The organism is Pseudomonas sp. EYE_354, from assembly GCF_023148575.1.
Classification (GTDB): Bacteria; Pseudomonadota; Gammaproteobacteria; order Pseudomonadales; family Pseudomonadaceae; genus Aquipseudomonas.
In genome coordinates this window covers 112,896-137,492 of the sequence record NZ_JAHXNQ010000015.1, presented here as the reverse complement: position 1 = coordinate 137,492, position 24,597 = coordinate 112,896, and the positions used below count along the sequence as shown (strand labels likewise).

24 protein-coding genes are annotated in these 24,597 nt (G+C 62.0%); 23 read left to right on the top strand and 1 reads right to left on the bottom strand.

Annotation, left to right across the window (positions count from 1 at the left end):
- The first annotated feature begins 1 nt into the window (after window position 1).
- The 5 genes from KZX66_RS20600 to KZX66_RS20580 all read left to right on the top strand — a co-directional run bounded on the left by KZX66_RS20600 (window position 2) and on the right by KZX66_RS20580 (window position 4,818).
- Window positions 2-592, top strand: coding sequence for an antibiotic biosynthesis monooxygenase (locus KZX66_RS20600; RefSeq protein ID WP_248082802.1), 591 nt, complete (start codon window positions 2-4; stop codon window positions 590-592).
- A complete protein-coding gene (locus KZX66_RS20595) occupies window positions 589-2,427 on the top strand; it encodes an amidohydrolase (RefSeq protein WP_248082801.1) in 1,839 nt (612 codons plus the stop codon). The genes KZX66_RS20600 and KZX66_RS20595 overlap by 4 nt, the downstream gene beginning before the upstream one ends.
- Window positions 2,428-2,448: 21 nt before the next feature.
- Complete coding sequence (gene ycaC / locus KZX66_RS20590; RefSeq protein WP_248082800.1) at window positions 2,449-3,066, top strand: isochorismate family cysteine hydrolase YcaC; 618 nt, start codon at window positions 2,449-2,451, stop codon at window positions 3,064-3,066.
- Between the two features lie 121 nt (window positions 3,067-3,187).
- Window positions 3,188-4,069 carry a LysR family transcriptional regulator gene (locus KZX66_RS20585; RefSeq protein WP_248082798.1) on the top strand — a complete coding sequence of 294 codons (882 nt, stop codon included), beginning with the start codon at window positions 3,188-3,190 and terminating at the stop codon, window positions 4,067-4,069.
- Window positions 4,070-4,116: 47 nt separating this feature from the next.
- The gene (locus KZX66_RS20580; RefSeq protein ID WP_248082796.1) at window positions 4,117-4,818 is read left to right on the top strand and encodes a hypothetical protein; all 702 of its coding nucleotides are present in this window, start codon (window positions 4,117-4,119) and stop codon (window positions 4,816-4,818) included.
- 5 nt (window positions 4,819-4,823) lie between these two features.
- On the opposite strand, the gene KZX66_RS20575 is transcribed toward KZX66_RS20580, so the two are convergent.
- Window positions 4,824-5,132, bottom strand: coding sequence for a phosphomannomutase (locus KZX66_RS20575; protein WP_248082794.1), 309 nt, complete (start codon window positions 5,130-5,132; stop codon window positions 4,824-4,826).
- A gap of 230 nt (window positions 5,133-5,362) precedes the next feature.
- On the opposite strand from KZX66_RS20575, the gene KZX66_RS20570 reads away from it, so the two are divergent.
- The 18 genes from KZX66_RS20570 to KZX66_RS20485 all read left to right on the top strand — a co-directional run bounded on the left by KZX66_RS20570 (window position 5,363) and on the right by KZX66_RS20485 (window position 24,574).
- Window positions 5,363-5,803: a low molecular weight protein-tyrosine-phosphatase gene (locus KZX66_RS20570; RefSeq protein WP_248082787.1), complete on the top strand. Its 441-nt coding sequence runs from the start codon at window positions 5,363-5,365 to the stop codon at window positions 5,801-5,803.
- Window positions 5,804-5,844: 41 nt separating this feature from the next.
- A complete protein-coding gene (locus KZX66_RS20565) occupies window positions 5,845-8,064 on the top strand; it encodes a polysaccharide biosynthesis tyrosine autokinase (protein ID WP_248082785.1) in 2,220 nt (739 codons plus the stop codon).
- A gap of 23 nt (window positions 8,065-8,087) precedes the next feature.
- Entirely contained in the window at window positions 8,088-9,383 is a 1,296-nt protein-coding gene (locus KZX66_RS20560; RefSeq protein ID WP_248082783.1) for a hypothetical protein, read from the top strand.
- Window positions 9,380-10,558: an O-antigen ligase family protein gene (locus tag KZX66_RS20555; protein ID WP_248082781.1), complete on the top strand. Its 1,179-nt coding sequence runs from the start codon at window positions 9,380-9,382 to the stop codon at window positions 10,556-10,558. The genes KZX66_RS20560 and KZX66_RS20555 overlap by 4 nt, the downstream gene beginning before the upstream one ends.
- Window positions 10,555-11,718 carry a polysaccharide pyruvyl transferase family protein gene (locus KZX66_RS20550; RefSeq protein WP_248082779.1) on the top strand — a complete coding sequence of 388 codons (1,164 nt, stop codon included), beginning with the start codon at window positions 10,555-10,557 and terminating at the stop codon, window positions 11,716-11,718. Before KZX66_RS20555 ends, KZX66_RS20550 begins: the two co-directional genes overlap by 4 nt.
- A complete protein-coding gene (locus tag KZX66_RS20545; RefSeq protein WP_248082777.1) occupies window positions 11,715-12,266 on the top strand; it encodes a putative colanic acid biosynthesis acetyltransferase in 552 nt (183 codons plus the stop codon). Before KZX66_RS20550 ends, KZX66_RS20545 begins: the two co-directional genes overlap by 4 nt.
- Window positions 12,267-12,280: 14 nt before the next feature.
- Entirely contained in the window at window positions 12,281-13,240 is a 960-nt protein-coding gene (locus KZX66_RS20540) for a nitroreductase family protein (RefSeq protein WP_248082775.1), read from the top strand.
- 1 nt (window position 13,241) lies between these two features.
- A complete protein-coding gene (locus tag KZX66_RS20535; protein ID WP_248082773.1) occupies window positions 13,242-14,177 on the top strand; it encodes a glycosyltransferase family 2 protein in 936 nt (311 codons plus the stop codon).
- 69 nt (window positions 14,178-14,246) lie between these two features.
- Entirely contained in the window at window positions 14,247-15,368 is a 1,122-nt protein-coding gene (gmd, locus tag KZX66_RS20530) for a GDP-mannose 4,6-dehydratase (RefSeq protein WP_248082771.1), read from the top strand.
- 2 nt (window positions 15,369-15,370) lie between these two features.
- Window positions 15,371-16,348, top strand: coding sequence for a GDP-L-fucose synthase (locus KZX66_RS20525; protein ID WP_248082769.1), 978 nt, complete (start codon window positions 15,371-15,373; stop codon window positions 16,346-16,348).
- Window positions 16,348-17,556 carry a glycosyltransferase WbuB gene (locus KZX66_RS20520; protein ID WP_248082767.1) on the top strand — a complete coding sequence of 403 codons (1,209 nt, stop codon included), beginning with the start codon at window positions 16,348-16,350 and terminating at the stop codon, window positions 17,554-17,556. Before KZX66_RS20525 ends, KZX66_RS20520 begins: the two co-directional genes overlap by 1 nt.
- A gap of 5 nt (window positions 17,557-17,561) precedes the next feature.
- Window positions 17,562-18,020: a GDP-mannose mannosyl hydrolase gene (locus KZX66_RS20515; RefSeq protein WP_248082758.1), complete on the top strand. Its 459-nt coding sequence runs from the start codon at window positions 17,562-17,564 to the stop codon at window positions 18,018-18,020.
- Window positions 18,021-18,043: 23 nt separating this feature from the next.
- A complete protein-coding gene (locus KZX66_RS20510; protein WP_248082756.1) occupies window positions 18,044-19,453 on the top strand; it encodes a mannose-1-phosphate guanylyltransferase/mannose-6-phosphate isomerase in 1,410 nt (469 codons plus the stop codon).
- Between the two features lie 180 nt (window positions 19,454-19,633).
- Complete coding sequence (locus KZX66_RS20505) at window positions 19,634-19,873, top strand: hypothetical protein (protein WP_248082754.1); 240 nt, start codon at window positions 19,634-19,636, stop codon at window positions 19,871-19,873.
- 86 nt (window positions 19,874-19,959) lie between these two features.
- On the top strand, window positions 19,960-21,072 hold the full coding sequence (locus KZX66_RS20500) for a polysaccharide biosynthesis/export family protein (protein ID WP_248082752.1): 1,113 nt from the start codon (window positions 19,960-19,962) through the stop codon (window positions 21,070-21,072).
- 12 nt (window positions 21,073-21,084) lie between these two features.
- Window positions 21,085-21,738 (top strand): YjbF family lipoprotein, encoded by a 654-nt coding sequence (locus KZX66_RS20495; protein ID WP_348983828.1) that lies wholly within the window; start codon window positions 21,085-21,087, stop codon window positions 21,736-21,738.
- A complete protein-coding gene (locus KZX66_RS20490; RefSeq protein ID WP_248082750.1) occupies window positions 21,735-22,502 on the top strand; it encodes a capsule biosynthesis GfcC family protein in 768 nt (255 codons plus the stop codon). Before KZX66_RS20495 ends, KZX66_RS20490 begins: the two co-directional genes overlap by 4 nt.
- Complete coding sequence (locus tag KZX66_RS20485; RefSeq protein ID WP_248082748.1) at window positions 22,499-24,574, top strand: YjbH domain-containing protein; 2,076 nt, start codon at window positions 22,499-22,501, stop codon at window positions 24,572-24,574. The genes KZX66_RS20490 and KZX66_RS20485 overlap by 4 nt, the downstream gene beginning before the upstream one ends.
- Window positions 24,575-24,597: the final 23 nt, after the last annotated feature.

Genomic DNA, 24,597 nt, shown 5'->3' with positions numbered 1-24,597 from the left:
CATGGACCCAGCAGCAAAAACAGGGCCTGACGAAGTCGTTACCCTGGTGGTCAAACACCTGATCAAACCAGGCCTGGAAGCCGATTACGAAGCCTGGCTGCGGCGCATCGTACGCATCGCCGGCGAGCGCCCCGGTCATCTGGGTGTGGACGTGGTGCGCAGTCAACAGAACTCCCTGGCGCTGTTCACTTGCGTGCTGCGCTACCGCTCCACCGACGACTTGGAAACCTGGCTCGATTCCCCCGAGCGTAAAAGCCTGATCGCAGAAGCGGCACCCATGCTGTCCGATGGCGACAACACCGAAATCGGCGCGGTCAACGAGTTCTGGTTCAGCCCGGCGCTGGAGACCAGCGCCAAGCCACCGCGCTGGAAGCAAGCGGTGGTGACCTTGTTCGTCATCCTGCCGCTGACCCTGTTGGTGCCCATCGTGTGGGGCCCGGTCCTGCGCTTGCATCCCTTCCTGTCCAACTACGTGGTCGCGACCTTTCTGGTCACCCTGACCATCGTCCTGTTGGTGGTTTACCTGCTGATGCCGGCCGCCACCCGCCTGTTCGCTCCCTGGCTTGAAGCCTCTGTAAAGGAAACCCTATGAACGCTGATCTGATTCTGTTCAATGGCCAATTCCACACCGTGGACCGTGAAAACCCGCGCGCCACCGCTGTGGCCATCCACCAGGGCCGTTTCGTTGCGGTCGGCACCGACGCACAAGCCATGGCCCTGAAGGGCAGTGGCACTCAGGTCATCGACCTGAAGGGGCGCACGGTGATCCCCGGCCTCAACGACTCGCACCTGCACCTGATCCGTGGCGGGCTGAACTACAACCTTGAACTGCGCTGGGAAGGCGTGCCATCTCTGGCCGATGCGCTGCGCATGCTCAAGGACCAGGCCGACCGCACGCCCACGCCGCAATGGGTACGCGTGGTCGGCGGCTGGAACGAATTCCAGTTCGCCGAAAAGCGCATGCCGACCCTGGAGGAACTCAATCAGGCCGCCCCGGACACGCCGGTGTTCGTGCTGCACCTGTATGACCGCGCCTTGCTCAACCGGGCCGCCCTGCGCGTGGCCGGTTACACCAAGGACACGCCGAATCCGCCGGGCGGCGAGATTGTGCGCGACAGTCACGGCAACCCCACCGGCATGCTGGTGGCGCGGCCCAACGCGATGATTCTGTATTCGACCCTGGCCAAGGGCCCGAAACTGCCGTTGGAGTACCAGGTCAACTCGACCCGTCAGTTCATGCGCGAACTCAATCGCCTGGGCCTGACCAGCGCCATCGACGCCGGCGGTGGTTTCCAGAATTACCCCGATGACTACGCGGTGATCGAGCAACTGGCCAGGGACGAACAGTTGACGGTGCGTATCGCCTACAACCTGTTCACCCAAAAGCCCAAGGAAGAACTCAGCGACTTCAAAAACTGGACCGGCAGCGTCACCCTGCATCAGGGCGATGACTACCTGCGTCACAACGGCGCCGGCGAGATGCTGGTGTTCTCGGCGGCGGATTTCGAAGACTTCCTGGAGCCGCGTCCGGACCTGCCGTTGACCATGGAGCAGGAGCTGGAACCGGTGGTGCGCCACCTGGTGGAGCAGCGCTGGCCGTTCCGCCTGCACGCCACGTACAACGAATCCATTTCGCGCATGCTCGACGTGTTCGAAAAGGTCAACCGCGACATTCCGTTCAACGGCCTGCCGTGGTTCTTCGACCACGCCGAGACGATCACGCCGCACAACATCGAGCGCGTGCGTGCCCTGGGCGGCGGTATCGCGATCCAGGATCGCATGGCGTTCCAGGGCGAGTACTTTGTCGAGCGTTACGGCGCCAAGGCCGCCGAAGCCACGCCACCGATCAAGCGCATGCTCGCCGAAGGCGTGCCGGTGGGGGCGGGCACCGACGCCACGCGGGTGTCGAGCTACAACCCGTGGACCTCGTTGTACTGGATGGTCAGCGGCCGCACCGTCGGCGGTCTGGAGCTGCTTGCCGAAGGGTTGCCGCGCCTCACCGCGCTGGAGTTGTTCACCCACGGCAGCGCGTGGTTCTCGTCGGAGCAGGGCAAGAAGGGCCAGATCAAGGTCGGCCAATTGGCTGACCTCGCCGCGCTGTCGGCGGATTTTTTCAGCGTCGATGAAGAGGCCATCAAGTGGATCGAGTCGGTGCTGACCGTGGTCGGCGGCAAGGTGGTGTACGGCGCCGGCGACTTCGACGATTACGCGCCACCGCGGGTGCCGGTTTTGCCGGACTGGTCACCGGTGGTCAAGGTGCCGGGCCACTGGCGTCCGAGCTCGCCGATGCAGGCTCAGGTTCACCACTGCAGCGGCCCCTGTGGCGTGCATTCCCATAGCCATGAGAAAGCGCGCCTTTGCAGCGTGCCGGTCAGCGACTTCCAGGGTTTCTGGGGCGCGTTCGGCTGCTCGTGCTTTGCCTTTTAAAACCCCCAAAGGAGTTAACCCATGACGTACAAACGCTTGAACAAAGACGATGCGGTCGTCCTGTTGGTCGATCACCAGACTGGCCTGATCTCTCTGGTGCAGGATTTCTCGCCTAACGAGTTCAAGAACAACGTGCTGGCTCTGGCCGACGTGGCCAAGTTCTTCAACCTGCCGACCATCCTCACCACCAGCTTTGAAAGCGGCCCTAACGGCCCACTGGTACCCGAGCTCAAAGAGCTGTTCCCGGACGCGCCGTACATCCCGCGCCCAGGCCAGATCAACGCGTGGGACAACGAAGACTTCGTCAAGGCCGTCAAGGCGACCGGCCGCAAGCAGATCATCATTGCCGGTGTGGTGACGGACGTGTGCGTCGCGTTCCCGACCCTGTGCGCCCTCAGCGAAGGCTTTGAAGTGTTCGTGGTCACCGACGCCTCGGGCACCTTCAACGAAACCGTGCAACAGGCCGCCTGGGCACGCATGACCGCCGCCGGCGCGCAACTGGTGAACTGGTTCTCGGTGGCCTGCGAGCTGCAGGTCGACTGGCGCAATGATATGGAAGGCCTGGCCAACCTGCTGTCGCCGCGCATTCCCAACTACCGCAACCTGATGAACAGCTACTCGGCGTTCACCGCCAAATAACCTGCTCTCAACCTGCAGGTAACCCTGTGTGGGAGGGGGGCAAGCTCCTTCCCACATTTTAGATTTGTGGTGTTGCGACCGTCCGGTTATAAAACACGCTATCGTCCACCGAGAAGCGACAATGAACCCCTTCGAAGACATGCGCCTGTTCTGCCAGGTCATGGAGTCCGGCAGCTTCACCGCCGCCGCCGAGCAACTGGGCCTGTCCAAGCAATTCGTCAGCCGCCGCCTGATCCAACTGGAAGACCGCCTCGGCGTGCGCCTGCTCAACCGCTCCACGCGGCGCCTGGACGTCACCCCCCTGGGGCAGAGTTATTACGAGTCCGCCTTGCGCCTGCTCGGTGAAGTCGAGCAAGTGGAACAGGGCATCGCCGGCCAAAACAGCGAACCGCGCGGCACCATCCGCCTCAGCGCGCCGTTGTCGTTCGCCATGGCGCACCTGGGGTGCCTGTTGCCGCTGTTCCTGCAGCGCCATCCCCAGGTGTCGGTGGAAGTCGACCTCAGCGACCGTCCGGTGGATCTGATCGGCGAGGGCTACGACCTGGTGCTGCGCATCGGCACTCTGGAAGACTCCACCCTCATTGCCCGACGCATCGCCAGCGTCGAACGTGTGTATTGCGCCAGCCCCGACTACCTGGCCGCGCGAGGCACGCCGCTCAAACCCGAAGACCTCGCCGAACACGACTGCCTGCCTTACGGGCATGGGCGCCAGGTGCAATGGCGTTTCAAGGGCAAGTTGCAAGCGTTGAACGTCAGCGGCCGTATGCGCGTCAACAACGGCGAGCTGCTGCGCGACACCGCCATTGCCGGCCTGGGGGTCACCTACCTGCCGACCTTCATCGTGGGCGACGCGCTGAAGGACGGTCGCCTGGTCACGCTGCTCGATGATTTCGCGCCAGAGGCGCTGACCCTGTCGGCGGTGTACCCCCAGCATCGGCAAAGTTCACGGCCGGTGCAGGCCTTGGTGGAGTTTTTGCGCGAACGCCTGGCTAGCGGCTGCTGACTGGCCTGACGGTTGCCTTTCCAGCGTCGTGGCTGTCAAAGCTGACCTTGGATAACGTTGTTTTCTGCGCGGGGCTGAGGTCTGATGAGCGCCGAAAACAGCACCTCGAAGGTTGGGCATTCATGCGGGCAGAACTTGCGCAATATGGCGGTATTACCGTGATGATTCCGGCCGCCGTGATGATTGCTGTCTGGTTATGGTATTCCACGCCGTGGGCACTTCGAGCCTGGGTTATCACGATCGGGGTTACGTATTCGATAGTGGCGGCCAGCAAGTTGCTGTTCAAAGGCTGGGGTGTGTCGTTTCAATACGCAGATATTGCGGTCATAAGCGGGCATGCCATGAACACCTGTTTAATGGTGACGGTGGCCAGCAGTCTGGCAGTGCGCCAGTTCAATTTAGCGTGGCGCTGGCCGGCGGCGTCAGTGGGGTCGCTGATCAGCGTCGGGTTCAGCGCTTATTGTGTCGCGCCTTATATACATCCGCTGAATGAAGCCCTGGCCGGTGCCGCACTGGGGACGGTGGCAGCGCTTGCCTTTCTGTGGCGCATCGACGCGGCGAACATCAAGGTGTCTCCCGCGTTCATGGGCGCTGGGCTGGTATTTTTGCTGGTCTGTGCGCTGGTGCCCAAATACAACGCCGAGCTGTTGCTCAACCGCGTTGCCGTGGGCCTTTCAGGCGCCGAGACGGCCCATCAGGCACCTGCCTGGCGCCTGGAAACCTCCCATGGCAGCGCCGCAACCCCCTGACACGCTCATGACCGCCCCTGCGTTCGACCAATATTGGCCAGCAACTCGGCGGTCTTGACCTGCATGAACTGGCTGTCGCCACGGCTCTCCACGCACAGGCACACCGACAGCGCATCACTGACCTGCAGCTTGAAACGCCAGTCGGCAAAGACCATCGACAGGCCGGCGCCGCTCTCATTGCTGTCCAGGGAATTGTCGGCGTACAGCACCTGCATGTGCTCCACGACACGGCTCGAGTTGCTCACCTCGACATGAATATTTCCCGAAGAAGGAAAGAGGCCAATACGCTCTACCAATAACTTTGACGTGTTCATGGCCGTTCCCTTGTTATTGCACTCAGGCGGCACTTTATTATGCGAAGGGGGAAAAGTACTCGAATGTTATTTTTAGTCGGGTACTGCACGGGTTGTTATTTTTTGTCTTGCGCGATAGATGGTCGATGTTTAAGGGCTGTGAGCATAATTGTCCCGTCGTTAGTTGTTGGTATTTAAATAAGGTCATCCCTTTTGCCGAAGAATAAGTGTGCGGTGCGTGGGAGGTTGCCTTGTTCAAAAACATATTGATTGTGTGCATTGGCAATATCTGCCGCAGCCCTATGGCAGAACAGTTATTGCGTGCCGCGCTGGCGTCCTCCGGGATCGCTGTGCGTTCGGCGGGTTTGGCGGCCTTGCGTGATCAGCCGCTGGAATCCACGGCCGGGCAGGTGCTGCACGAGCACGGGCATGTGCCCCAGGGGCACAGGGCACGGCAACTCAGCGCCGAGGCAGTGAGCGAAGCCGACCTGATCCTGGTGATGGAGCAGCGGCATATCGACGGCGTGCTCGACCTCGCCCCCGAGGCACGGGGCAAGGTGTTCCTGCTGGGTAAGTGGCAGCACGACCGCGAAATCACCGACCCCTATCGCCAGGGCAAGCCGGCCTTTGTGCAGACCTATGCGTTGATCGAACAGGCGGTGCAGGCCTGGGCCCAGCGTCTGGCGCGCTGAAGTTCCCTCTTTAAACGATTGCAAGGACGAAGACGCGATTTATGTATTCACCCCAGAACGCTGCTCCGGACAGTCCCCACCGTGACGAGATCGACGTGCTCGGCATGCTCGGTACCCTGATCGATCACAAATGGCTGATCGCCGGGGTTACAGGCACCTGTATGGTGATTGGCGCGGCTTACGCGATCCTGGCGGCACCGGTGTATCAGGCGAACGCGTTGATCCAGGTGGAGCCGAAGAAGAACGACATGCTCGGCTTCTCCGACGTCAGCAGCCTGCTCGGCAAGGAGTCGCCGGCGGTGACCGAGATCGAGTTGATCAAGTCGCGCACGATTATCGGCAAGACCGTTGACACACTGGCACTGGATCTAACTATCACCCCCCAGCGCTTTCCGCTGATCGGTGGCTTCCTGGCGCGGCGTTATGTGCCGGAACACGATGGCGGTATCGCGCCGCCGTTGTTCGGCTTCAGCCGCTGGTCGGCGGGGGGCGAGCGTCTGGCACTGAGTACATTGAACCTGCCGGCCGCGCTGCTCGGAACAGACCTGATGCTGGTGGCCGGTGAGGCACAGACCTACCGCTTGTTTGATGAGGACGGCCGGGAGATCGCCGCGGGTAGTGTCGGCGAGGTGTTTTCTGGCGCCGGCGTGGAGGTGCTGATCAAAGAACTGCGGGCCAACCCCGGTGCGCATTTCAAGATTGTGCGCAAGCCGCGCCTGGATGCGGTGGCTGATTATCAGGACCTGCTGACCGTGATTGAGCGCGGCAAGGAGTCCGGAATCATCAGCCTGTCTCTGGAGAGCACGCGCCCGGCTCTGGCCATTCGCACGCTCAATGAGATTTCCAACCTCTACGTGAAGCAGAACGTCGACCGCACTTCGGCCGAGGCGGCGCAGAGCCTGTCGTTCCTTAATGACCAGTTGCCCCAGGTGCGCCGCGACCTGGAGAAGGCCGAAAACGCCTTGAACCGCTTTCAGACCCGCAGCAAATCCATTGACATCAGCCTGGAGGCCAAAGCAGTGCTCGACCAGGTGGTGGCCCTGGACACAGGCATCTCCGAACTCAAGCTGCAACAGGCCGAGATGGACCGTAAGTTCACCCCCCAGCACCCGGCGTACCGCGCCCTGCTCGCCAAGCTCGCTGAGCTCAACGCCAAGCAGGCGCAAATGACCCGGCGGGTCGAAGGTTTGCCCAGTACTCAACAGGAATTGCTCAGCCTGACCCGCGACGTGCAGGTGGGCACCGAGATCTATACGCAGTTACTCAACCGCTCCCAGGAGCTGGACGTGATGCGCGCGGGCACTGTGGGCAACGTGCGCCTGATCGACAGCGCCGACGCCAATCTCAGCAAACCGGTGGCGCCGCGCAAAGCGATTGTGGTGCTGCTGGCGATGCTGCTGGGCGGCATGCTTTCGGTGGGCCTGGTGCTGGTGCGCAGCCTGCTCAATCGGGGCATGGAAAGCCCGGACGATATCGAGAAACTCGGGCTGCCGGTATACGCGTCGATTCCCTTCAGCCTGCTGCAAAAGGCGGAGGAGGCCAATGCCCTCAAACACCGCTCTGGCGCTGCGAGGTTGCTGGCGGTCAACCACCCCCATGACTTGGTGATGGAGGCCATGCGCAGCCTGCGCACCAGCTTGCACTTCGCCATGCTCGAGGCCAAAAACAACCGTTTGATGATCACCGGCCCCAGCCCCGAAGTGGGCAAGACCTTTGTTTCGGCCAACCTTGCCGCCATCGTTGCGCAGTCGGGCCAGCGGGTGCTGTTGATCGATGCCGACATGCGCAAAGGCTACTTGCACAAAATGCTTGGCCAAGCGGTGGAGGTGGGGTTGTCGGACCTGCTGGTCAAGCGCTGTGATGTGCACGAGGCGATTCACCCGACCACTGTGGAGCGTTTCGATTTTATCGGTCGCGGGCAGATTCCGCCCAACCCGTCGGAACTGCTGATGCACCCCAATTTTGCCGCATTGCTGGCGCAGGTCAGCGAGCATTACGACTTGGTAATCATCGACACGCCGCCATTGCTGGCGGTGACCGACGCCGCGATTATCGGGCGCCAGGCCGGGACCAGTCTGTTGGTGACGCGGTTCGGGGTGAACTCGGCGAAGGAAATCGAGCTGACCCTGCGCCGCTTCCATCAGAACGGTATCGAACTCAAGGGCGCAATCTTCAATGGCGTGGAAAAGCGCCGTTCCGCCAGCTACGGCTATGGCGACTACGGCTATTACAGCTACGCCTACCAGTCCGACAAGGCTTGATGAGGGTGAACAAGGTGCTTGAGATGCCCCGTTCCTTGTCGCGGCGTTTTCGCCTCAACGTGCTCAGCTACGGCTACACCCAATTGGTGACGCTGGCGGCGCAACTGGTGCTGGTGCCGTTTTTCCTGCACGCCTGGGGCACCGGGCGCTATGCCGATTGGCTGGTGCTGACCGGGATTCCGTCGATGCTCAGCCTGCTTGACCTGGGGGTGGCCCAGGCGTCAGCCACCAACGCCACGCTGCGCGCCAGCCAGGGTGATGTGCCCGGTGCGCGGCGCAGTGTGCAGACCGCATTGGCGTTCACCCTGGCGGTGGTCGCATTGGTCGTACTGTTTGCCCTGACCCTCGGCCAGTGGCTCGACTGGGTGGCGCTGCTGGGGCTCAAGACCCTGGCGCCGGAACACGCCAGCCTGGTCGTGCTGTTTATGTCCGGCTACCTGTGTACACGCCTGCTGGGCGGGCCGATCGAGGCATGGTTTCGCACCATCGACAGGACCGTCGGCGGCGTTTTTATAATGGCCAACCGCAGAACCCTGGACATTGTGCTGTCCATCGGCGTGCTGCTGCTTGGCGGCTCCGAACTGCAATTGGCCCAGGGCATGTTCTACAGTCAAATGCTGTTTCTGCTGCTGGTCACTGTGTTTGTTCGGCGCATTTCGCCCTGGCCGTTGCTGGGTTTGGCGTCGGCGTCATGGGCGGAGTTTCGCGGCATCTGGAAACCGGCGGTGGGCAGTGCGGCGATCCCCCTGGCACAGGCCATCACTCTGCAGGGCGGGCTGCAAGTGCTCAACCAGATCGCTGGCCCTGCGGTGGTGGTGGGCTACACCATGGCGCGTACCCTGATGCGCCTGATCATTCAGTTGGGTATCACCTGCAGCAACGCACTCACGCCGGAGATTTCGCGGCTGGCCGGGCGTGGGCAGTTCGACGAGGCGCGACGCTTTACCCAGCGCGCCAGCTCGAAGGTGCTGGGCCTGTGCGTGCTGGTGTATGCCGCAGGTATCGCGGCCGGACCGCAGATAATTACGCTGTGGAGCCACGGCCTGGTGCAGGTCGACCGCGTGTCGCTGGCGCTGATCGGTGCTCACACCATCCTCAACGTGGCGTGGTTCATCCTCGCGGCTGTGCTGATTTCCACCAACCGCCACACCCGCACCTCGGTGATCTATGCCTTGAGCAGCCTGGCCGCGTTGCTGCTGTGGCTGGCGGGCAAGGAGCGCATTGATCCGGTGCTGGGCGCCTCATTGTTACTGGCGTTGCCGGAGTTGGTGGTGCTGGTTTACCTGCGGCTGATGCGCGGCACTGAGGTGCACCCATGATGCTGTCCCAAGCGCGGCTGACTCTTTACTTGCCACTGAGCTTTTTTGCCTTGCCATTGGCGCTGAGCAACAACCTGTCGCAGCCATTGGCCCTGCTGCTGTTGCTGCCGTTCGTGGTGTACGCGGGCCGTGGGGTTACGCGCGCGTTACCCTTGCTGGCGTTGGTGGTGGCCTCCAGCGTATTGCAGGTGCTGGTGAGCAGCGGTGCGAAAATATCCCTGTATCAATTTCTACGCTCCGGTATTCCGTTTTTCTATTTTGTGCTGCTGTTGGCCGGCTACGCCTATGTGCAGGCCAATGTGGCGAAAATCGCCCGCGCCCATAGCCTGCGCTATCGGCAGATCATCGAGCGGATCATTTACCTCTTTGCCCTCGGCCAGTTGTTGCAGGTCAGCTTGTACGGGGTGGGCATCGACTTGACCAACGCCGCCTCCAAGTCCAGCGACGAGGTGGGACGCATCATGCTGTTCCCCACCAGTTCGGCGGTCCTGTTGTTTTTCTATGCCTGCTGCCAACGCAGGATCGGTTTGATGCTGATTCTCGCGGTCACGCTGCTGGCGGCTGGTTCCAAGACTATTCTGGCGGCCATGGCGGTGATGATCCTGTTGTCGGCGATCACCCAGCGCAAACTCAAATCCCTGGCGGTGCTGGTGGTTGCCATCGGCGCGCTCGGCACGCTGACGTTCTATGCCAGCCCCCTGGCGGTTTCGCGCTTTGCCACCTACCTGTTCGAGGAAAAGGGCGAAGACGTGACCCGTGCCTTCGAGATCGCCCATGCCAGGGAGTCGTTCCTCGACAGCCCGGCCACGGTGTTCCTCGGCAATGGCTTGGCCAAGCAATTGACCCCCGGCGTGCCGACCAATGACGAGCGCTGGTTCGAGAATTCCAAGTTCGACATCGAGAACGGTTACTGGGGCGTGACCGCCAAACTGGGGGTGGTCGGTGTAGTGCTGTTTGGCCTGCTGTTCAGCGCTTTGCCGCGCACCCCCGTGTCGCTGGCGGTGGTGGCGATTCTGCTGATTTTTTCGTTCAAGACCAGTTACCAATTCTTCACCACCTTCGATGGCAGTTATTTGCTGGTGTGGTCAATGATCATCGGCCTGCTTAATCAGGCAGCGCCGGTTCGCCAGACCTTACCCACTCCCCATTTCTTATTGAGGCAGGCTGGTTCATGAACGCATCTTCACACCCCGTCAGAGCCGGGATACTGACGTACCATTTCAGCGAGAACTTCGGTGCCGTGCTGCAAGCCTATGCGTTGCAGCGTTGGCTGCAGCAGCAGGGTTTGCAGGTGAGCCTGATCAACTACCACCCAACCTATGTGGAGGATGGTAGCGAGCTGCGTCAGGTGTTTAATCCGCGCCAGTTCAAGGCCAACCTCAAGGCGCTGTACCTCAAGGCCCTAGCGCTGAAAACCCAGGTGCTTGGGCCCAATGCGCAGTCGCGACAGTTCCAGGCGTTCAAGGCGCGCTTTCTGAATATCCAGACGCCGCGCTACGCTACCGTCGAGCAACTCAACCGCGCGGTTGCCGGCCAGCAACTGCTGGTGGCGGGCAGCGACCAGATCTGGAACCCCTCGGGCCAGACCGGCCTGGACCCCGCGTACTTTCTGGCGTTTGACTGTGATAAAGCGACTCGCCGTATCTCCTACGCGGCCAGTTTCGGCAAGGAATACCTGGAGCCCGAATACCACGCCAAAGCAGAGGGCCTGCTCAAGCAACTGTCGGCGATCAGCGTGCGCGAGGAGAGCGGGGTGGCCATCGTGCAGCAGGTCGCCGGGTTGGCCGCCGAGTGTGTGCCCGACCCGACGCTGTTGCACCGCGATTATTCGGCGCTGCTGGCCACCGCCACCCAGACCCGCAGCGGTCATGTGTTCTGCTATGCGCTGCGTACCGGTGTGGGCGTGCGAGAAGTGGCGCAGGCGTTGTCCAGCCATGTGGCCGGGCCGATTGTCTCGCCGTACAACGCGCACCGGCGCTGGCGGCAGATCGGTGAGACCGTGCAGGTGGGCCCCCAGGACTGGCTCAAGTTACTCAAGGAAAGCGCCTACGTGGTGACCAATTCCTTCCATGCCACGGTATTTGCAATCATTTTCGAGAAGCCATTTATCGCCGTGGGCCTGCCGGGCACCAAGGCGTCGCTGAATGCGCGGGTGCGCAACTTGCTGGAGAAACTGCAGTTGTCTCAACGCTTCCTGCCGGCGGACGACGCAGGCCAGGTGCAACGCCTGATCGCGGTGCCTATCGATTGGGTCGCCGTGCGCGCCCGGCGCCAGGCCTTGCAACAGGTGGGCGAACGCTACCTGTTGGAACAACTGGCGGCGATCGAGCCATGAGCGAGTTTGCGCAACTCAAGTACGTCGATACCTTGCCCCGCAGCGACAAGGCCCGGCGTCTGGTGTGGGGCCTCGTCTACCGCCTGCTGTTTCGCCCCACACCGCGCTGGACGCTGCATGGCTGGCGGCGTCTGCTGCTGCGCTGCTTTGGCGCCAAGGTCGGCGTGGGCTGCCGGATTGCGCCCACGTGCAGCATCTGGGCGCCGTGGAACCTGGAGATCGGGGATTACACCGCCATCGCCGAAGGGGTCGATGTATACGCCATGGCGCGGATCACCCTGGGCTCCAAAGTTACCATCAGCCAACGCAGTTTCCTTTGCACCGGCACCCATGACACTCGCAGCCTGCTGCGGCCACTGGTGACGCGAGAGATCGTGATCAAGGACCACGTATGGGTCGCCGCCGAAGCGTTCATTCACCCAGGCTGTGTGCTGGAAGAAGGCTGTGTGGTGGGCGCGCGGTCGGTGGTCACGGCCGACCTACCGGCCTGGATGATTTGCGTCGGTGCGCCGTGCCGCCCCCTCAAACCGAGAGACATCGCACTATGAAAAAGGTGAAACGCATGATGGATAAGGCATGGAAGTTGATGTTGTTCGTCAGCGAGTTTTTTCGCGACATGCTCACGTTTATTCGCCATAACGGCTATTCGCCGTTGGAAAGCCGCAACAAGAAGCTGTTCTACAAGATCCTCATCGAAACCCACACCGTGGAAAAAGGCCTGTCCCTCAAAGAACCCAAACCGCTGTTCGGCAAGGACAAGATCAACGGCATCATCCACATGCTCAACGAGTACGACCGCAGCTATTCGGCGTTGCCGCTGGAGATGGCCCTCGGCGCGTTCCAGGGCTACCTCGACCTGCACCGCACCCTGGGCGTGAGCGATGACTTTGTGTTCTACCTGGATGCCTACGTGGAGCACCTCAAGCGCGACGGGACGGCGGGCACCGGCGGTATCAAGCGTGCCGCGCCATGGTTGGGCAACGGCGGGCTGGACGCCAAGGCGTTCCTGCAATCGCGCTCCAGTTGCCGCATGTTCCAGGCCGGCACGATCGACCGCGACGTGCTCACCTCGCTGGTGGAACTGGCGCAGTCGTCACCGTCCCAGTGCAACCGCCAATCGTCGCGGGTGCATGTGTATCAGGACCGCGCCGTGATCGCGCAGTTGCTTGAGCTGCAAGGCGGTTCGCGGGGCTTTGCGCAGTCGGTGGACAACCTGTTTGTGGTGACCTCGGAAGTCACTGCGTGGGGCGGCGCCGGGCAGCGCAACCAGCTTTACGTGGACGGCGCCTTGTTTTCCATGGGCCTGTTGCTGGCCTGCCATGCCAATGGTCTGGGTGCGTGCCCACTGAACCTGGCGATCCTCAATACGGTGGAAAAGAAAATCCGCAGCCTCGGCGCTATCCCGGCCAGCGAGCGGCTGATCATGATGATTGCCGCGGGGGTGCCCCTGGAAAGCCACTTTCGCGCGGCGCGTTCACCGCGCAGGCTGACCGCCGAAGTCCTGCAATTGCATGGTGTTTGAGATGAAACGCGAAACCATCACCGTGATCATCCTCACCTACAACGAAAGCCTGCACATCGCCCGTGCTATCGAGTCGGCGCGAGCCTTCAGCGACGAGGTGCTGGTAGTCGATTCGTTCTCCAGCGACGACACCTGCGACATCGCCCGGCGCCACGGCGCCTGGGTGGTGCAGCACGCGTTCGTTAACCAGGCCAAGCAGTTCCAATGGGCGTTGGATCATTTGCCGATCACCGGCAACTGGACCATGCGCCTGGACGCCGATGAAATCATCGAGGCCGACCTGGCCGCCGCCATCAATACCCGGCTGCCCACCCTGGCCAGGGATATCACCGGTATCAACTTCAAGCGCAAGCATATTTTCATGGGGCGCTGGGTGCGTCATGGCGGCCGCTACCCGTTAAAAATGCTGCGGCTGTGGCGCACCGGACAGGGCCGTATCGAGGACCGCTGGATGGACGAGCACATCTCGGTGGCCGAGGGGCGCACCATCACGCTGGAAGGCGGGTTTGCCGACCACAACCTGCATGACTTGACCTTTTTCACCCACAAGCACAACGGCTATGCCACCCGTGAAGCCATTGAAATATTGAACGCGCGCTTGGGGTTGTTTGCGATACGCGACGACTTGCACGCCGGGCAGAGTTCGTTCCAGGCCAGGGCCAAGCGTCTGGTGAAGAACCGCCTGTATAACCGCGTGCCGTTCACCCTGAGTTCCACCGCGTATTTTTTGTGGCGCTACATCGTCCAGCTGGGGTTTCTCGATGGCCGCAGCGGTCTGGTGTACCACCTGTTGCAGGGCTATTGGTACCGCTTTCTGGTGGGCGCCAAGGTGCTGGAGCTGGAAACCGCCATTGCGCATTTAAACGATAAGGAAGCCATTGTCCGGGAACTTTCAAAGTTGACCGGACATAACTTGAACCTGCCCACCACGAAGTAACCGAGCGTTTTCAACAAACACCCCAGTGTGGGTGTCGGCTTTCGCTCGCCTGAAAATTGGGAGACTGACATGAACAAAGTTGCGCTGATCACCGGTATCACCGGTCAGGATGGCTCTTATCTGGCGGAGCTATTGCTGGAAAAAGGCTACACCGTACACGGCCTCAAGCGACGTTCGTCGTCGTTCAATACCCAACGCATCGACCACATTTACCAGGACCCCCAGGCCCCGCATAAACACCTGATCCTGCACTACGGCGACCTGGCGGATTCGTCGAACCTGACGCGCATCATCCAGCAGATCCAACCCGACGAAATCTACAACCTCGGCGCCCAATCCCACGTTGCCGTGAGTTTTGATTCGCCGGAATACACCGCCGATGTGGATGCCCTGGGTGCCTTGCGCATCCTTGAGGCCATTCGCCTGCTGGGCCTGGAAAAGAAGACGCGCTTCTACCAGGCGTCCACGTCCGAGTTGTATGGGCTGGTGCAGGAAACCCCGCAGAAGGAAACCACGCCGTTCTATCCGCGCTCGCCCTACGCGGTGGCCAAGCTGTACGCCTATTGGATCACCGTGAACTTCCGTGAAGCCTATGGGATGTACGCGTGCAACGGCATCCTGTTCAACCACGAATCACCGCGTCGCGGTGAAACCTTTGTGACCCGCAAGATCACCCGCGCCCTGAGCAACATCGCCATGGGCCTGGAGCAATGCCTGTACATGGGCAACATGGACGCACTGCGCGACTGGGGCCATGCCAAGGACTACGTGCGCATGCAGTGGATGATGCTGCAACAGGACACCCCAGAGGACTTCGTGATCGCCACCGGCGTGCAGTATTCGGTGCGCGAGTTCATTCGTTGGTCGGCGGCGGAACTGGGTGTGCGTTTGCGCTTTGTCGGTGAAGGCGTGGAGGAGGTGGCGGTGGTCGAGCACATCGACGGCGACCTGGCGCCGGGCATTCTGGTGGGCGACGTGATTGTGCGCGTAGATCCTCGGTATTTCCGCCCGGCGGAGGTGGAGACGCTGTTGGGCGACCCGTCCAAGGCCAAGCGCGTGCTCGGTTGGGTGCCCGAAATCAGCGCCCAGCAGATGTGTGCGGAGATGGTCCGCGAAGACTTGAAGATCGCTCAGCGTCATGCCTTGTTGCGCCTGCATGGCCACGATGCCCCCATTGCCGTGGAGAACTGAGCATGGCCCGTGATTTAGATGCGCAGATATTTGTTGCCGGCCATCGCGGCATGGTCGGTTCGGCCATCGTGCGGCGTTTGTGGGCCCTGGGCTATACGCAGGTCCTCACGGCGGGGCGCGATGAGCTGGACCTGCTGGATCCCGCGGCGGTGCAGGCGTACTTCGCCAGGCACCGTATCGACCAGGTGTACCTGGCCGCCGCCAAGGTCGGCGGTATTCACGCCAATGCCACCTACCCGGCGGATTTCATTTACCAGAACCTGATGATCCAGGCCAACGTGATCCATGCGGCCCACAGCCACGGCGTGGAAAAGCTGTTGTTCCTGGGCTCGTCGTGCATCTACCCGGTGCATGCACCGCAACCGATGATCGAAGCGGTGTTGCTCGATGGAGCGTTGGAGCCCACCAACGAACCCTACGCCGTGGCCAAGATCGCCGGGATCAAGTTGTGCGAAAGCTACAACCGCCAGCACGGCCGCGATTATCGCAGCGTCATGCCCACCAACCTGTACGGCCCCGGCGATAACTATCACCCGCAGAACAGCCATGTGATCGCAGCGTTACTGCGCCGCTTTCATGAGGCCACGCGGCGGGGCGATGACGAGGTGGTGATCTGGGGCAGCGGCAAGCCTCGGCGTGAATTCCTGCACGTGGACGACATGGCGGCCGCCAGCGTCCACGTGATGGAACTGAGTCCGCAGCGCTACCGCGAACAGACCCAGCCGATGTGCTCGCACCTGAACGTCGGCACCGGTGTGGATTGCACCATTGCCGAGCTGGCCCAGGCGTTGGTGCGGGTTACGGGCTTCAAGGGGCGCTTGCGCTTTGATGGCGACAAGCCCGACGGCGCACCGCGTAAATTGCTTGATGTGAGCCGCATCAATGCCCTGGGCTGGGAAGCCTACGTGCCCCTGGAAGAAGGCTTGCGCGATGCCTATAACGCCTACCTCGCGGCCCTCGAACAGCCTCGGGGCCAGTGATGAAGATCCTTCTCTACGGCATCAATTACAGCCCGGAGCTGACCGGCATCGGCAAGTACAGCGGTGAGCAGGCGCGCTGGCTGGCGCGCCAGGGGCATGCGGTGCGGGTGGTAACGGCGCCGCCGTATTACCCGCACTGGCAGGTGGGCGAGGGGTATTCAGCGTGGCGCTATCGCACCGAACAGGATGACGGCGTGACGGTGATCCGTTGCCCGCTGTATGTGCCGCGCCAACCCTCGGCGCTGACCCGGGTGCTGCACCTCTCAAGCTTTGCTGCCAGCTCATTGCTGGCGGTGCTCGGGCAAATGCGCTGGAAGCCGGATCTTGTGATCCTGGTGGTGCCCACGCTGTTTTGTGCGCCGCAGGCGCTGTTGCTGGCCAGGTTGTGTGGGGCGCGGTCGGTGCTGCATATCCAGGACTATGAAGTGGACGCTATGTTCGGTCTGGGCATCGGCGCTGGTTCGCGGCTGCGGCGTCTGGCGTTGGCGCTCGAACGTTGGCTGTTGCGCCGCTTTGACCGGGTCTCGACGATCTCCAGCGGCATGCTCGACAAAGCACGTGACAAAGGCGTGCACAGCAAGCGCTTGCTGTTCTTCCCCAATTGGTCGGAGACCGCGCGCTTTCGCCAGGTGCCGCGCAACCTTGCGCTGTTGCAGCGCCTGGGGGTGGCGCCCGGCACGCGGGTGTTGTTGTACGCGGGCAACATCGGCGAGAAGCAGGGCCTGGAGCTGATTCTCGATGCCGCCAAGGCCCACCTCCATCGCCTGGAATTGGTGTTTTTGATCGTTGGCCAGGGCACCGGCAAGGCGCGTTTGCTCGAACGGGTAAACCGCGACGGCCTGCGCAATGTGTTGTTTGCGCCGTTGCAGGCCTATGAAGATTTGCCGGCACTGCTGGCCTCGGTGGATGGGCACTTGGTGATCCAGAAACGCGGGGTGGCGGATTCGGTGTTGCCTTCCAAGCTGACCAACATCCTGGCGGTGGGCGGCCACGCCATTATCACCGCCGACCCCGACACCACGCTCGGCCGCCTGTGCAGCGAGCATCCGGGGATTGCGGTGTTGGTTGAACCGGAGTCCGTCACGGCACTCAACGCCGGGATCGAGCGGGTACTGGCGTTGCCCGCGCGCAACGAGGTGGCGTTGAACTACGCCAGGGAGTTCCTTGACAAGGAGCGCATTCTGCAACGTTTCATGGCACAGGTTTGACCGCTATGTGGCTTGATTTACCGACTTTCAAGACCGTCGTGGCGTCGACGCCCCTGGTGGCGATCGACCTGGTGGTGCGCAACGGCCGTGGCGAGACGTTGCTCGGCTTGCGGGTCAACCGACCGGCGTATGGTTTCTGGTTTGTGCCCGGCGGGCGCATCCAGAAAAACGAAAGCCTCGACGCGGCCTTCCGACGTATCACCCGCGACGAATTGGGGCGTGCCTTCGAACGCGACCAGGCGCGGCTGCTGGGGGTGTATGAGCACTTCTACGACGACAGCGTGTTTGCCAACGCCGGGGCCGGGCCGGACACCCACTACGTGGTGCTTGGCTATTGCCTGGAGCTGGCCGACGACCTGCCGCTGCAACCGCCGACCGAACAACATCAGCAGTATCGCTGGTGGCCCCAGGATGAACTGCGCATCAGCCCGCGGGTGCATGAAAACACCCGCGCCTATTTCTGAATCGCTCTTCCAAGGATGCTCTCATGTTATTACCCGTGATCATGGCAGGCGGTTCGGGATCGCGCCTGTGGCCGCTGTCGCGGCAACTGAACCCCAAGCAGTTCCTGCGCCTGACCGATGCGCACCTGTCGATGCTGCAGCAGACCATCACCCGGCTGAGCGGTGCAAATGTCGCGTTGCCGTTATTGATCTGCAACGAGCAACACCGCTTCCTGGTGGCCGAGCAATTGCGCCAACTGGGCATGGAACAGGCGAGCATCCTGCTCGAACCGACAGGACGCAACACCGCGCCGGCCATCGCGCTGGCGGCGTGCAAGGCGGTGGCCGACCATCAGGACCCGATCCTGCTGGTGCTGGCGGCGGACCACCTGATCGAGGACATCCCGGCATTTCATGCCAGCCTGGAAGTCGCCTTGCCCCACGCCCGGCAGGGCAAGCTGGTGACCTTTGGCATCACCCCCACCAGTGCCCACACCGGTTACGGTTATATCGAACAAGGGTTGGCGGTGGGCGAGGGCGGTTACCGGGTCAAGCGATTTGTGGAGAAGCCCGATGCGGCAACGGCTGCCGCGTATGTGGCCAGCGGCGCCTATTACTGGAACAGCGGCATGTTCATGTTCCGCGCCAGCCGTTACCTGGCCGAGCTGGAGCGCTTTCAACCGACGATTCTTGAAGCCTGTCGCGTGGCGCTGGAGGGTGGCAGCAGTGATCAGCCGTTTATCCGCGTGCACGCCGCCACCTTTGCCGCCTGCCCGGACGACTCCATCGACTATGCCGTGATGGAAAAAACCACCGATGCGGTGATGGTGCCGCTGGACGCCGGTTGGAGTGATATCGGCTCCTGGTCGGCGCTGTGGGAGGCCAGCGAGAAAGACGCCAGCGGCAATGTCATCCGCGGCGATGGCCTGGCCCTGGACACCCGCGATACCTACGTGCATGCCGACAGCCGCCTGGTGGCCACAGTGGGGGTACACGACCTGATCATTGTCGAAACCAAAGACGCGGTGCTGGTGGCCCACAAGGATCAGGTGCAGCAGGTCAAGGGCATTGTCGATCAGCTCAAACAGGCGGGGCGGCATGAGCACCTCAACCACCGTGAGGTGTACCGGCCCTGGGGCATGTATGACTCGGTGGACAACGGCCTGCGTTACCAGGTCAAGCGCATCACGGTGAAGCCGGGGGCCAAACTCTCGGTGCAGATGCATCACCACCGCGCCGAGCACTGGATCGTGGTCAGCGGCACCGCCAAAGTCACCAATGGCGAACAGACCTACCTGGTGGCGGAAAACCAGTCGACCTATATCCCCATCGGCCAGGTGCACGCCCTGGAAAATCCGGGAGTGATTGCGTTGGAGTTAATCGAAGTGCAGTCGGGCTCTTATCTGGGCGAAGACGATATCGTGCGCTTCGAGGATAAGTATGGTCGGGCCTGAAGTTTCCCGACAATTAATAACGTTTTAAATAACGGTTATGGGAGCAACGCATGGCCGGCCGGGGGCTTTGTCGGCAAAACGTTATTTTCAACTAAGCAGGTTAATTGTTATCCGTCTGGTGCGTTGTTTAGTGGGATGGCACTATCGGTTTGCCCACTCATTGGCAATAAGGAGTCTGAGATGAGAACACCACTGGCTATTATTGTATTCAGTGTCTTGAGTACGTCTGCGCACGCGGCCGAGTTACCGCTGGGGCTGGGCACTGCGGTGGTCGGGTCTGTGACGGTAGGCGAAACCCTGCTGGTCGCCAGTGCCCTCATCGCCGGCGCTGCCGCGGCGTCGAGCAGCGGCGGCAGCTCCAATGGCGGCAATACCACAGGTACCACCGGCACAACCGGGACCACGAGTACCAGCAACTAGCCGTAAATCTTCCGCTTTCAGACCACCTGGCAACCCCGCCCAAGTGGTCTTTTTTTCTTGTCGTCTATTGCGAGTGTGCTCACACGATGAAGCGTATGTTTTCTATGGCCGTGGTGGTCGCCGCCTTAGTGCAAGGTTGTATGTTTGCGCCGGGCCAATATATGAACACGGCGGCCTTGACCGAGGAGGGTGGGGCGCAAGACAGTCGTGTGGAGTTAATTCCGATCACTCCCAAGTTATTGGCCATGGACGCTGCGACGCAAGTGCCTTATTCCATTGCGGCGCCCTTGTTGAATTATAAGCCGGGGCCTTATCTGATCGGTCCCAATGACGCGTTGTATATCACTGTATGGGATCACCCTGAGCTGACCGCGCCGTCGGGGCCACAACAACAGATCGATGCCAACGGCCGTTTGGTCAGCCCCGAGGGCAATCTGTTTTACCCCTATGTGGGCGAATTGGTCGCCAAGGGCCGCTCCATTGAAGCGCTGCGCAGCGAGATCACCGACAAGCTGCGCCAGTACATCGACAACCCTCAGGTGGATGTCAGTGTGTTGCGCTTTGCCAGCCAGAAAGTGGTGATCAGCGGCGCGGTGGTCAAGGCCGGTCCCGTACCGATCACCACCATCGCCATGAACGTCAGCGAGGCCTTGGGTGTGGCCGGTATCGACCCAATCAATGCCGACCTGTCGAACCTGACGCTCACCCGTGACGGCAAGCGCTACACCCTTGATCTGGACACCCTCAACCTGGACGCATCGCGTTTGAACGAGGTGTACCTCAAGGACGGTGACCAGTTGTACCTGGCCTACAACGACCGCAAGCGCATCTATGTGATGGGGGAAGTCATGCAGCCCCGCGCCCTGAGCTTCAAGACGCGCAGCATGAACCTGTCCGATGTACTGGGCTCGGTCGGCGGCGTGAACCAGAACACCTCCAACGCCGACGCCATTTACGTGATTCGCGGTGCGCAGAACATCGCGGTGGAACCGGCCAAAGTGTTCCAGCTGCAAGCCACCTCGCCGTCGGCCATGGCCCTGGCCACACGGTTTGATGTACAGCCTCAGGATGTGGTGTTTGTCGGACCCGCCAATATCACGCGCTGGAACCGTGTGATCAGCCAGTTGATGCCCTCTGCGTCGATCATTGGCATCGGTGCGTCCACCCAGAACAACCTGAGCGAAGCCAGCAGCCGATAGGGTGGAACCTGCGTGAACACTCTTAAGATCGCCGCCGGCGTGGGCGTCGCGTGCCTGCTGGCCGGCTGTAACCCATTGATGCAGGCCTCCCTGGACACCTTCAAAGCGGCCGTGGTCGGACCGGCGCCGCTGGCGTTGACCAGGGCCCAGGTGGACGCGGTGCCGTTCCCCCAGATCAAAGTCACCACCGTGTCCAGCGAAGGGGTGATGGCGCTGATTCGCCAACGTGGCGACCTGCAATTCTGGGTGGCCTCCGGCAAGCAGGTGCTGTTGTTGCGCAACGGTCTGGTGGTGCGCACGGTGGGCTTGGGCGCTGACCTTGATGGCACCCGTTGGCAAGGCCAGTCGCCGTTTCAGCAAGGCTTGCACCGGCTGCCGCAGGGTTATCGCAGCACCCGCCAGATCGACCTGGTGGGCGGTTATCAGCTGGGCATCGACGTCACCAGCCGCATAACGCGCAAGGGCATCGAGACCGTCGAGATTCTCGACAAAGCCTATGCCTTGCTGCGGGTCGACGAAGACATCGAAGTGGGCGACTTTCGGGCGCGTAACCGTTACTGGGTCGACCCCAACGACGGGTTTATCGTGCAAAGCGAGCAACACCTGACGCCCCGCCTGACGCTGACCATCACCCAACTGCAACCGACCCGCAAGGACGCGCCATGAGTGTTCGACGAGTCGGCGCGCTGCTGCTGTTTTGCGGCTGCGCCAGTGTGTGCCAGGCCGCGATGACGGTCAGTGGCGAAGTGCGCAACCCAGGGCCGGTCCCGTTGCACAGCGGAGCGCGCCTGCTTGACGTTATCACCGCCGCGCAACCGGACGCCCAAGGCTATTGGCTGGGCGCGGCCTGGCTGCGCCAAGGGTTGCTGATGCAGCAGACCCGGCTCAAGGCCGGTGTGTTATTTGACCTGGACGCGCTGCACCAGGCTGCTTTGGCGGCGGGGCGCGAGGCGCGTGCACGAGCGGCGGCCAGGCTTTATCAGCAGGTGCTGGTCTTGCCGGTCACCGGCCGTCAGGTGGCGATGCTCGACCCGGTGGCGGTGGAGGTGGGGTTCGCGCCCAACCCGTTGGTCGATGACGGCGACCGCCTGGTCTACCCGCCCAGGCCCGCGCGCGTACAGGTGCTGGGCGCGGTGGCCGCACCGTGCAGCCTGCCATTCACGCCGCTGCAGCCGGCACGTGCTTACCTCGACGCCTGCCCGCCATCGGCCCAGGCGGATGTCGATTACCTGTGGCTGATCCAGCCCGACGGCGCCGTCACGCGCCTGGGCATCGCCGCGTGGAACCGCGAAGACGGCGCGCCGCCCGCGCCTGGCAGCACCTTGCTGGTGCCGATCCGCAACGACGATCTGGACCCACCCACCCCGGAACTGAATCAGCAACTGGCCGAGTTTCTGGCCACCCAACCCCAGGCCGAGGTCACGCCTTGAAATTATGTCTTGCGGCTGTGCTGCTGGTGCCCTGTGGCGTCGCGCATGGCGAACCGCGTTATACCCAGAGTGATTTTGGCGGCGTGGGGCTGCTGCAAACCCCCACTGCCCGCATGGCGCCGGCCGGTGAATTCAGCGTGAATGCCAACCGCACCGAGCCTTACAGCCGTTACAGTTTTTCCGCACAACCGCTGGACTGGCTCGAGGGCACCTTTCGCTACACCGCGATCACCAACCGCCCCTATGGCGCCGAGTCGTTCAGCGGTGGCCAGAGCTACAAGGACAAGGCCGTCGACGCCAAAGTCCGCCTGTATCCGGAAAGCCACTGGCTGCCCGTCGTGGCGCTGGGGTTTATGGACCTGGGCGGCACCGGGCTGTTTTCCAGCGAGTACCTGGTGGCCAACAAGCGTTATGGCGATGTGGATTTCAGCGCCGGTATTGCCTGGGGTTACCTCGGCAGCCGTGGCGACCTCGGCAACCCGCTGGGGGCCGTGGATAACCGCTTCAATGAGCGCCCCACCGCCGAGGGTTCCGGGGACTTTTCCAATGGCTATTTTCGCGGCAGGCCAGCGCTGTTCGGCGGCATCGCCTACCAGACGCCGTGGGCGCCGTTGAGCCTCAAGCTGGAATACGAGGGCAATGACTACCGGCACGAACCGCGCGCTAACAATCAGCGCCAGGATTCGCCGATCAACCTGGGCCTGGTCTACAAAATCGCGGATTCGGTGGACGTGAGCGCGGCCTGGGAGCGTGGTAACACCGCGATGTTCGGCATCACCCTGCATACCAATTTCGTCAGCCGCAAAGCCCCGGTAAAGAGCTACGACCCGCCGGTGCCCAAACTGCCGGCAGAGGCGCCGCAGACACCGCTGGACCAGGTGGACTGGGCCGCCGTGTCCAAGCAATTGCACGACAACGCCGGCTACAACGTGCAGCGCATTGCCCGGCGCGGGCCCGAGCTGCTGGTGTATGGCGAACAGCAGCGCTACTTCTACGGTGCCAAGGCAGTGGGGCGCGCCAGTCGGATCCTCGACGGCAGCGTGAACGATCAGATCGATTGGTTCACCTTGGTCAGCGAGCGCTACGCCATGCCGATCGAAGAAACCAGCGTGCCGCGCCAGACGTTCCGTGAGGTGGTGAACCACCGTGAAGACCTGCAGGACCTGCACCGCCAGGTCGAGGTCAACCGCGCCAGCGATCGCTCGCAAACGCTGCTTTATAGCGCGCCACCCAAGCCCTTCAGCTATGGCGTGGGCCTGGGCTACAAGCAGAACGTCGGCGGCCCGGATGGTTTGCTGTACCAGATTTCCGCCGACCTTGACGCCGAATACCGCTTCACCCGCAACACTTGGTGGAGCGGCCTGCTCAGCATCAACCTGCTCAATAACTACGACGGTTTTACCTACGACGCGCCGAGCGGCCTGCCGCGCGTGCGCACTGACCTGCGCCAGTACATGACTGCCTCCGATGTGACCCTGCCGACCTTCCAGCTCAACCACGCGGTACAGCTGGACCAGGACCTGTACGGCATGGTTTACGGTGGGTTGCTTGAGTCGATGTACGCCGGTGTCGGCAGTGAAGTGCTGTACCGCCCGATGGGCCAGCGCTGGGCATTGGGTGCCGACCTGAACTACGTACGCCAGCGTGGTTTCGAGCAGGATTTCAGCTTGCGCGATTACCGCACCGTCACCGGGCATATCACCGGCTATACCGACTTGCCGTTCAACCTGCAGGGCGCCTTGAGTGTCGGCCGCTACCTGGCCAGGGACTGGGGCGCGACCCTGGACCTGTCGCGCGAATTCAGCAACGGCGTGCGCGTGGGAGCCTGGATCACCCGCACCAGCGCATCTGCTGAACAGTATGGCGAAGGCAGCTTCGACAAAGGCTTGTACCTGTCCATTCCGTTCGATGAGTTGATGAGCCTGTCGACGATGCGCCGCGCCAACCTGGTCTGGGCGCCGCTGACCCGCGACGGGGGTGCGCGGTTGAATCGCGCCTATTCACTGCATGCGATGACCGACGGGCGTGACAGTGATCTGTTCTACAAGAACTTCGACAAGATCACGCAGTAACACGATGGCCAATGTGGGGCAGG

Excerpts from the sequence above, each read along its gene's own strand:
- KZX66_RS20600 (WP_248082802.1), top strand. The coding sequence starts at position 2 with ATGGACCCAGCAGCAAAAACAGGGCCTGACGAAGTCGTTACCCTGGTG.
- KZX66_RS20595 (WP_248082801.1), top strand. The coding sequence starts at position 589 with ATGAACGCTGATCTGATTCTGTTCAATGGCCAATTCCACACCGTGGAC.
- ycaC (WP_248082800.1), top strand. The coding sequence starts at position 2,449 with ATGACGTACAAACGCTTGAACAAAGACGATGCGGTCGTCCTGTTGGTC.
- KZX66_RS20585 (WP_248082798.1), top strand. The coding sequence starts at position 3,188 with ATGAACCCCTTCGAAGACATGCGCCTGTTCTGCCAGGTCATGGAGTCC.
- KZX66_RS20575 (WP_248082794.1), bottom strand. The coding sequence starts at position 5,132 with ATGAACACGTCAAAGTTATTGGTAGAGCGTATTGGCCTCTTTCCTTCT.
- KZX66_RS20565 (WP_248082785.1), top strand. The coding sequence starts at position 5,845 with ATGTATTCACCCCAGAACGCTGCTCCGGACAGTCCCCACCGTGACGAG.
- KZX66_RS20560 (WP_248082783.1), top strand. The coding sequence starts at position 8,088 with ATGCCCCGTTCCTTGTCGCGGCGTTTTCGCCTCAACGTGCTCAGCTAC.
- KZX66_RS20555 (WP_248082781.1), top strand. The coding sequence starts at position 9,380 with ATGATGCTGTCCCAAGCGCGGCTGACTCTTTACTTGCCACTGAGCTTT.
- KZX66_RS20550 (WP_248082779.1), top strand. The coding sequence starts at position 10,555 with ATGAACGCATCTTCACACCCCGTCAGAGCCGGGATACTGACGTACCAT.
- KZX66_RS20545 (WP_248082777.1), top strand. The coding sequence starts at position 11,715 with ATGAGCGAGTTTGCGCAACTCAAGTACGTCGATACCTTGCCCCGCAGC.
- KZX66_RS20540 (WP_248082775.1), top strand. The coding sequence starts at position 12,281 with ATGATGGATAAGGCATGGAAGTTGATGTTGTTCGTCAGCGAGTTTTTT.
- KZX66_RS20535 (WP_248082773.1), top strand. The coding sequence starts at position 13,242 with ATGAAACGCGAAACCATCACCGTGATCATCCTCACCTACAACGAAAGC.
- gmd (WP_248082771.1), top strand. The coding sequence starts at position 14,247 with ATGAACAAAGTTGCGCTGATCACCGGTATCACCGGTCAGGATGGCTCT.
- KZX66_RS20525 (WP_248082769.1), top strand. The coding sequence starts at position 15,371 with ATGGCCCGTGATTTAGATGCGCAGATATTTGTTGCCGGCCATCGCGGC.
- KZX66_RS20520 (WP_248082767.1), top strand. The coding sequence starts at position 16,348 with ATGAAGATCCTTCTCTACGGCATCAATTACAGCCCGGAGCTGACCGGC.
- KZX66_RS20515 (WP_248082758.1), top strand. The coding sequence starts at position 17,562 with ATGTGGCTTGATTTACCGACTTTCAAGACCGTCGTGGCGTCGACGCCC.
- KZX66_RS20510 (WP_248082756.1), top strand. The coding sequence starts at position 18,044 with ATGTTATTACCCGTGATCATGGCAGGCGGTTCGGGATCGCGCCTGTGG.
- KZX66_RS20505 (WP_248082754.1), top strand. The coding sequence starts at position 19,634 with ATGAGAACACCACTGGCTATTATTGTATTCAGTGTCTTGAGTACGTCT.
- KZX66_RS20500 (WP_248082752.1), top strand. The coding sequence starts at position 19,960 with ATGAAGCGTATGTTTTCTATGGCCGTGGTGGTCGCCGCCTTAGTGCAA.
- KZX66_RS20490 (WP_248082750.1), top strand. The coding sequence starts at position 21,735 with ATGAGTGTTCGACGAGTCGGCGCGCTGCTGCTGTTTTGCGGCTGCGCC.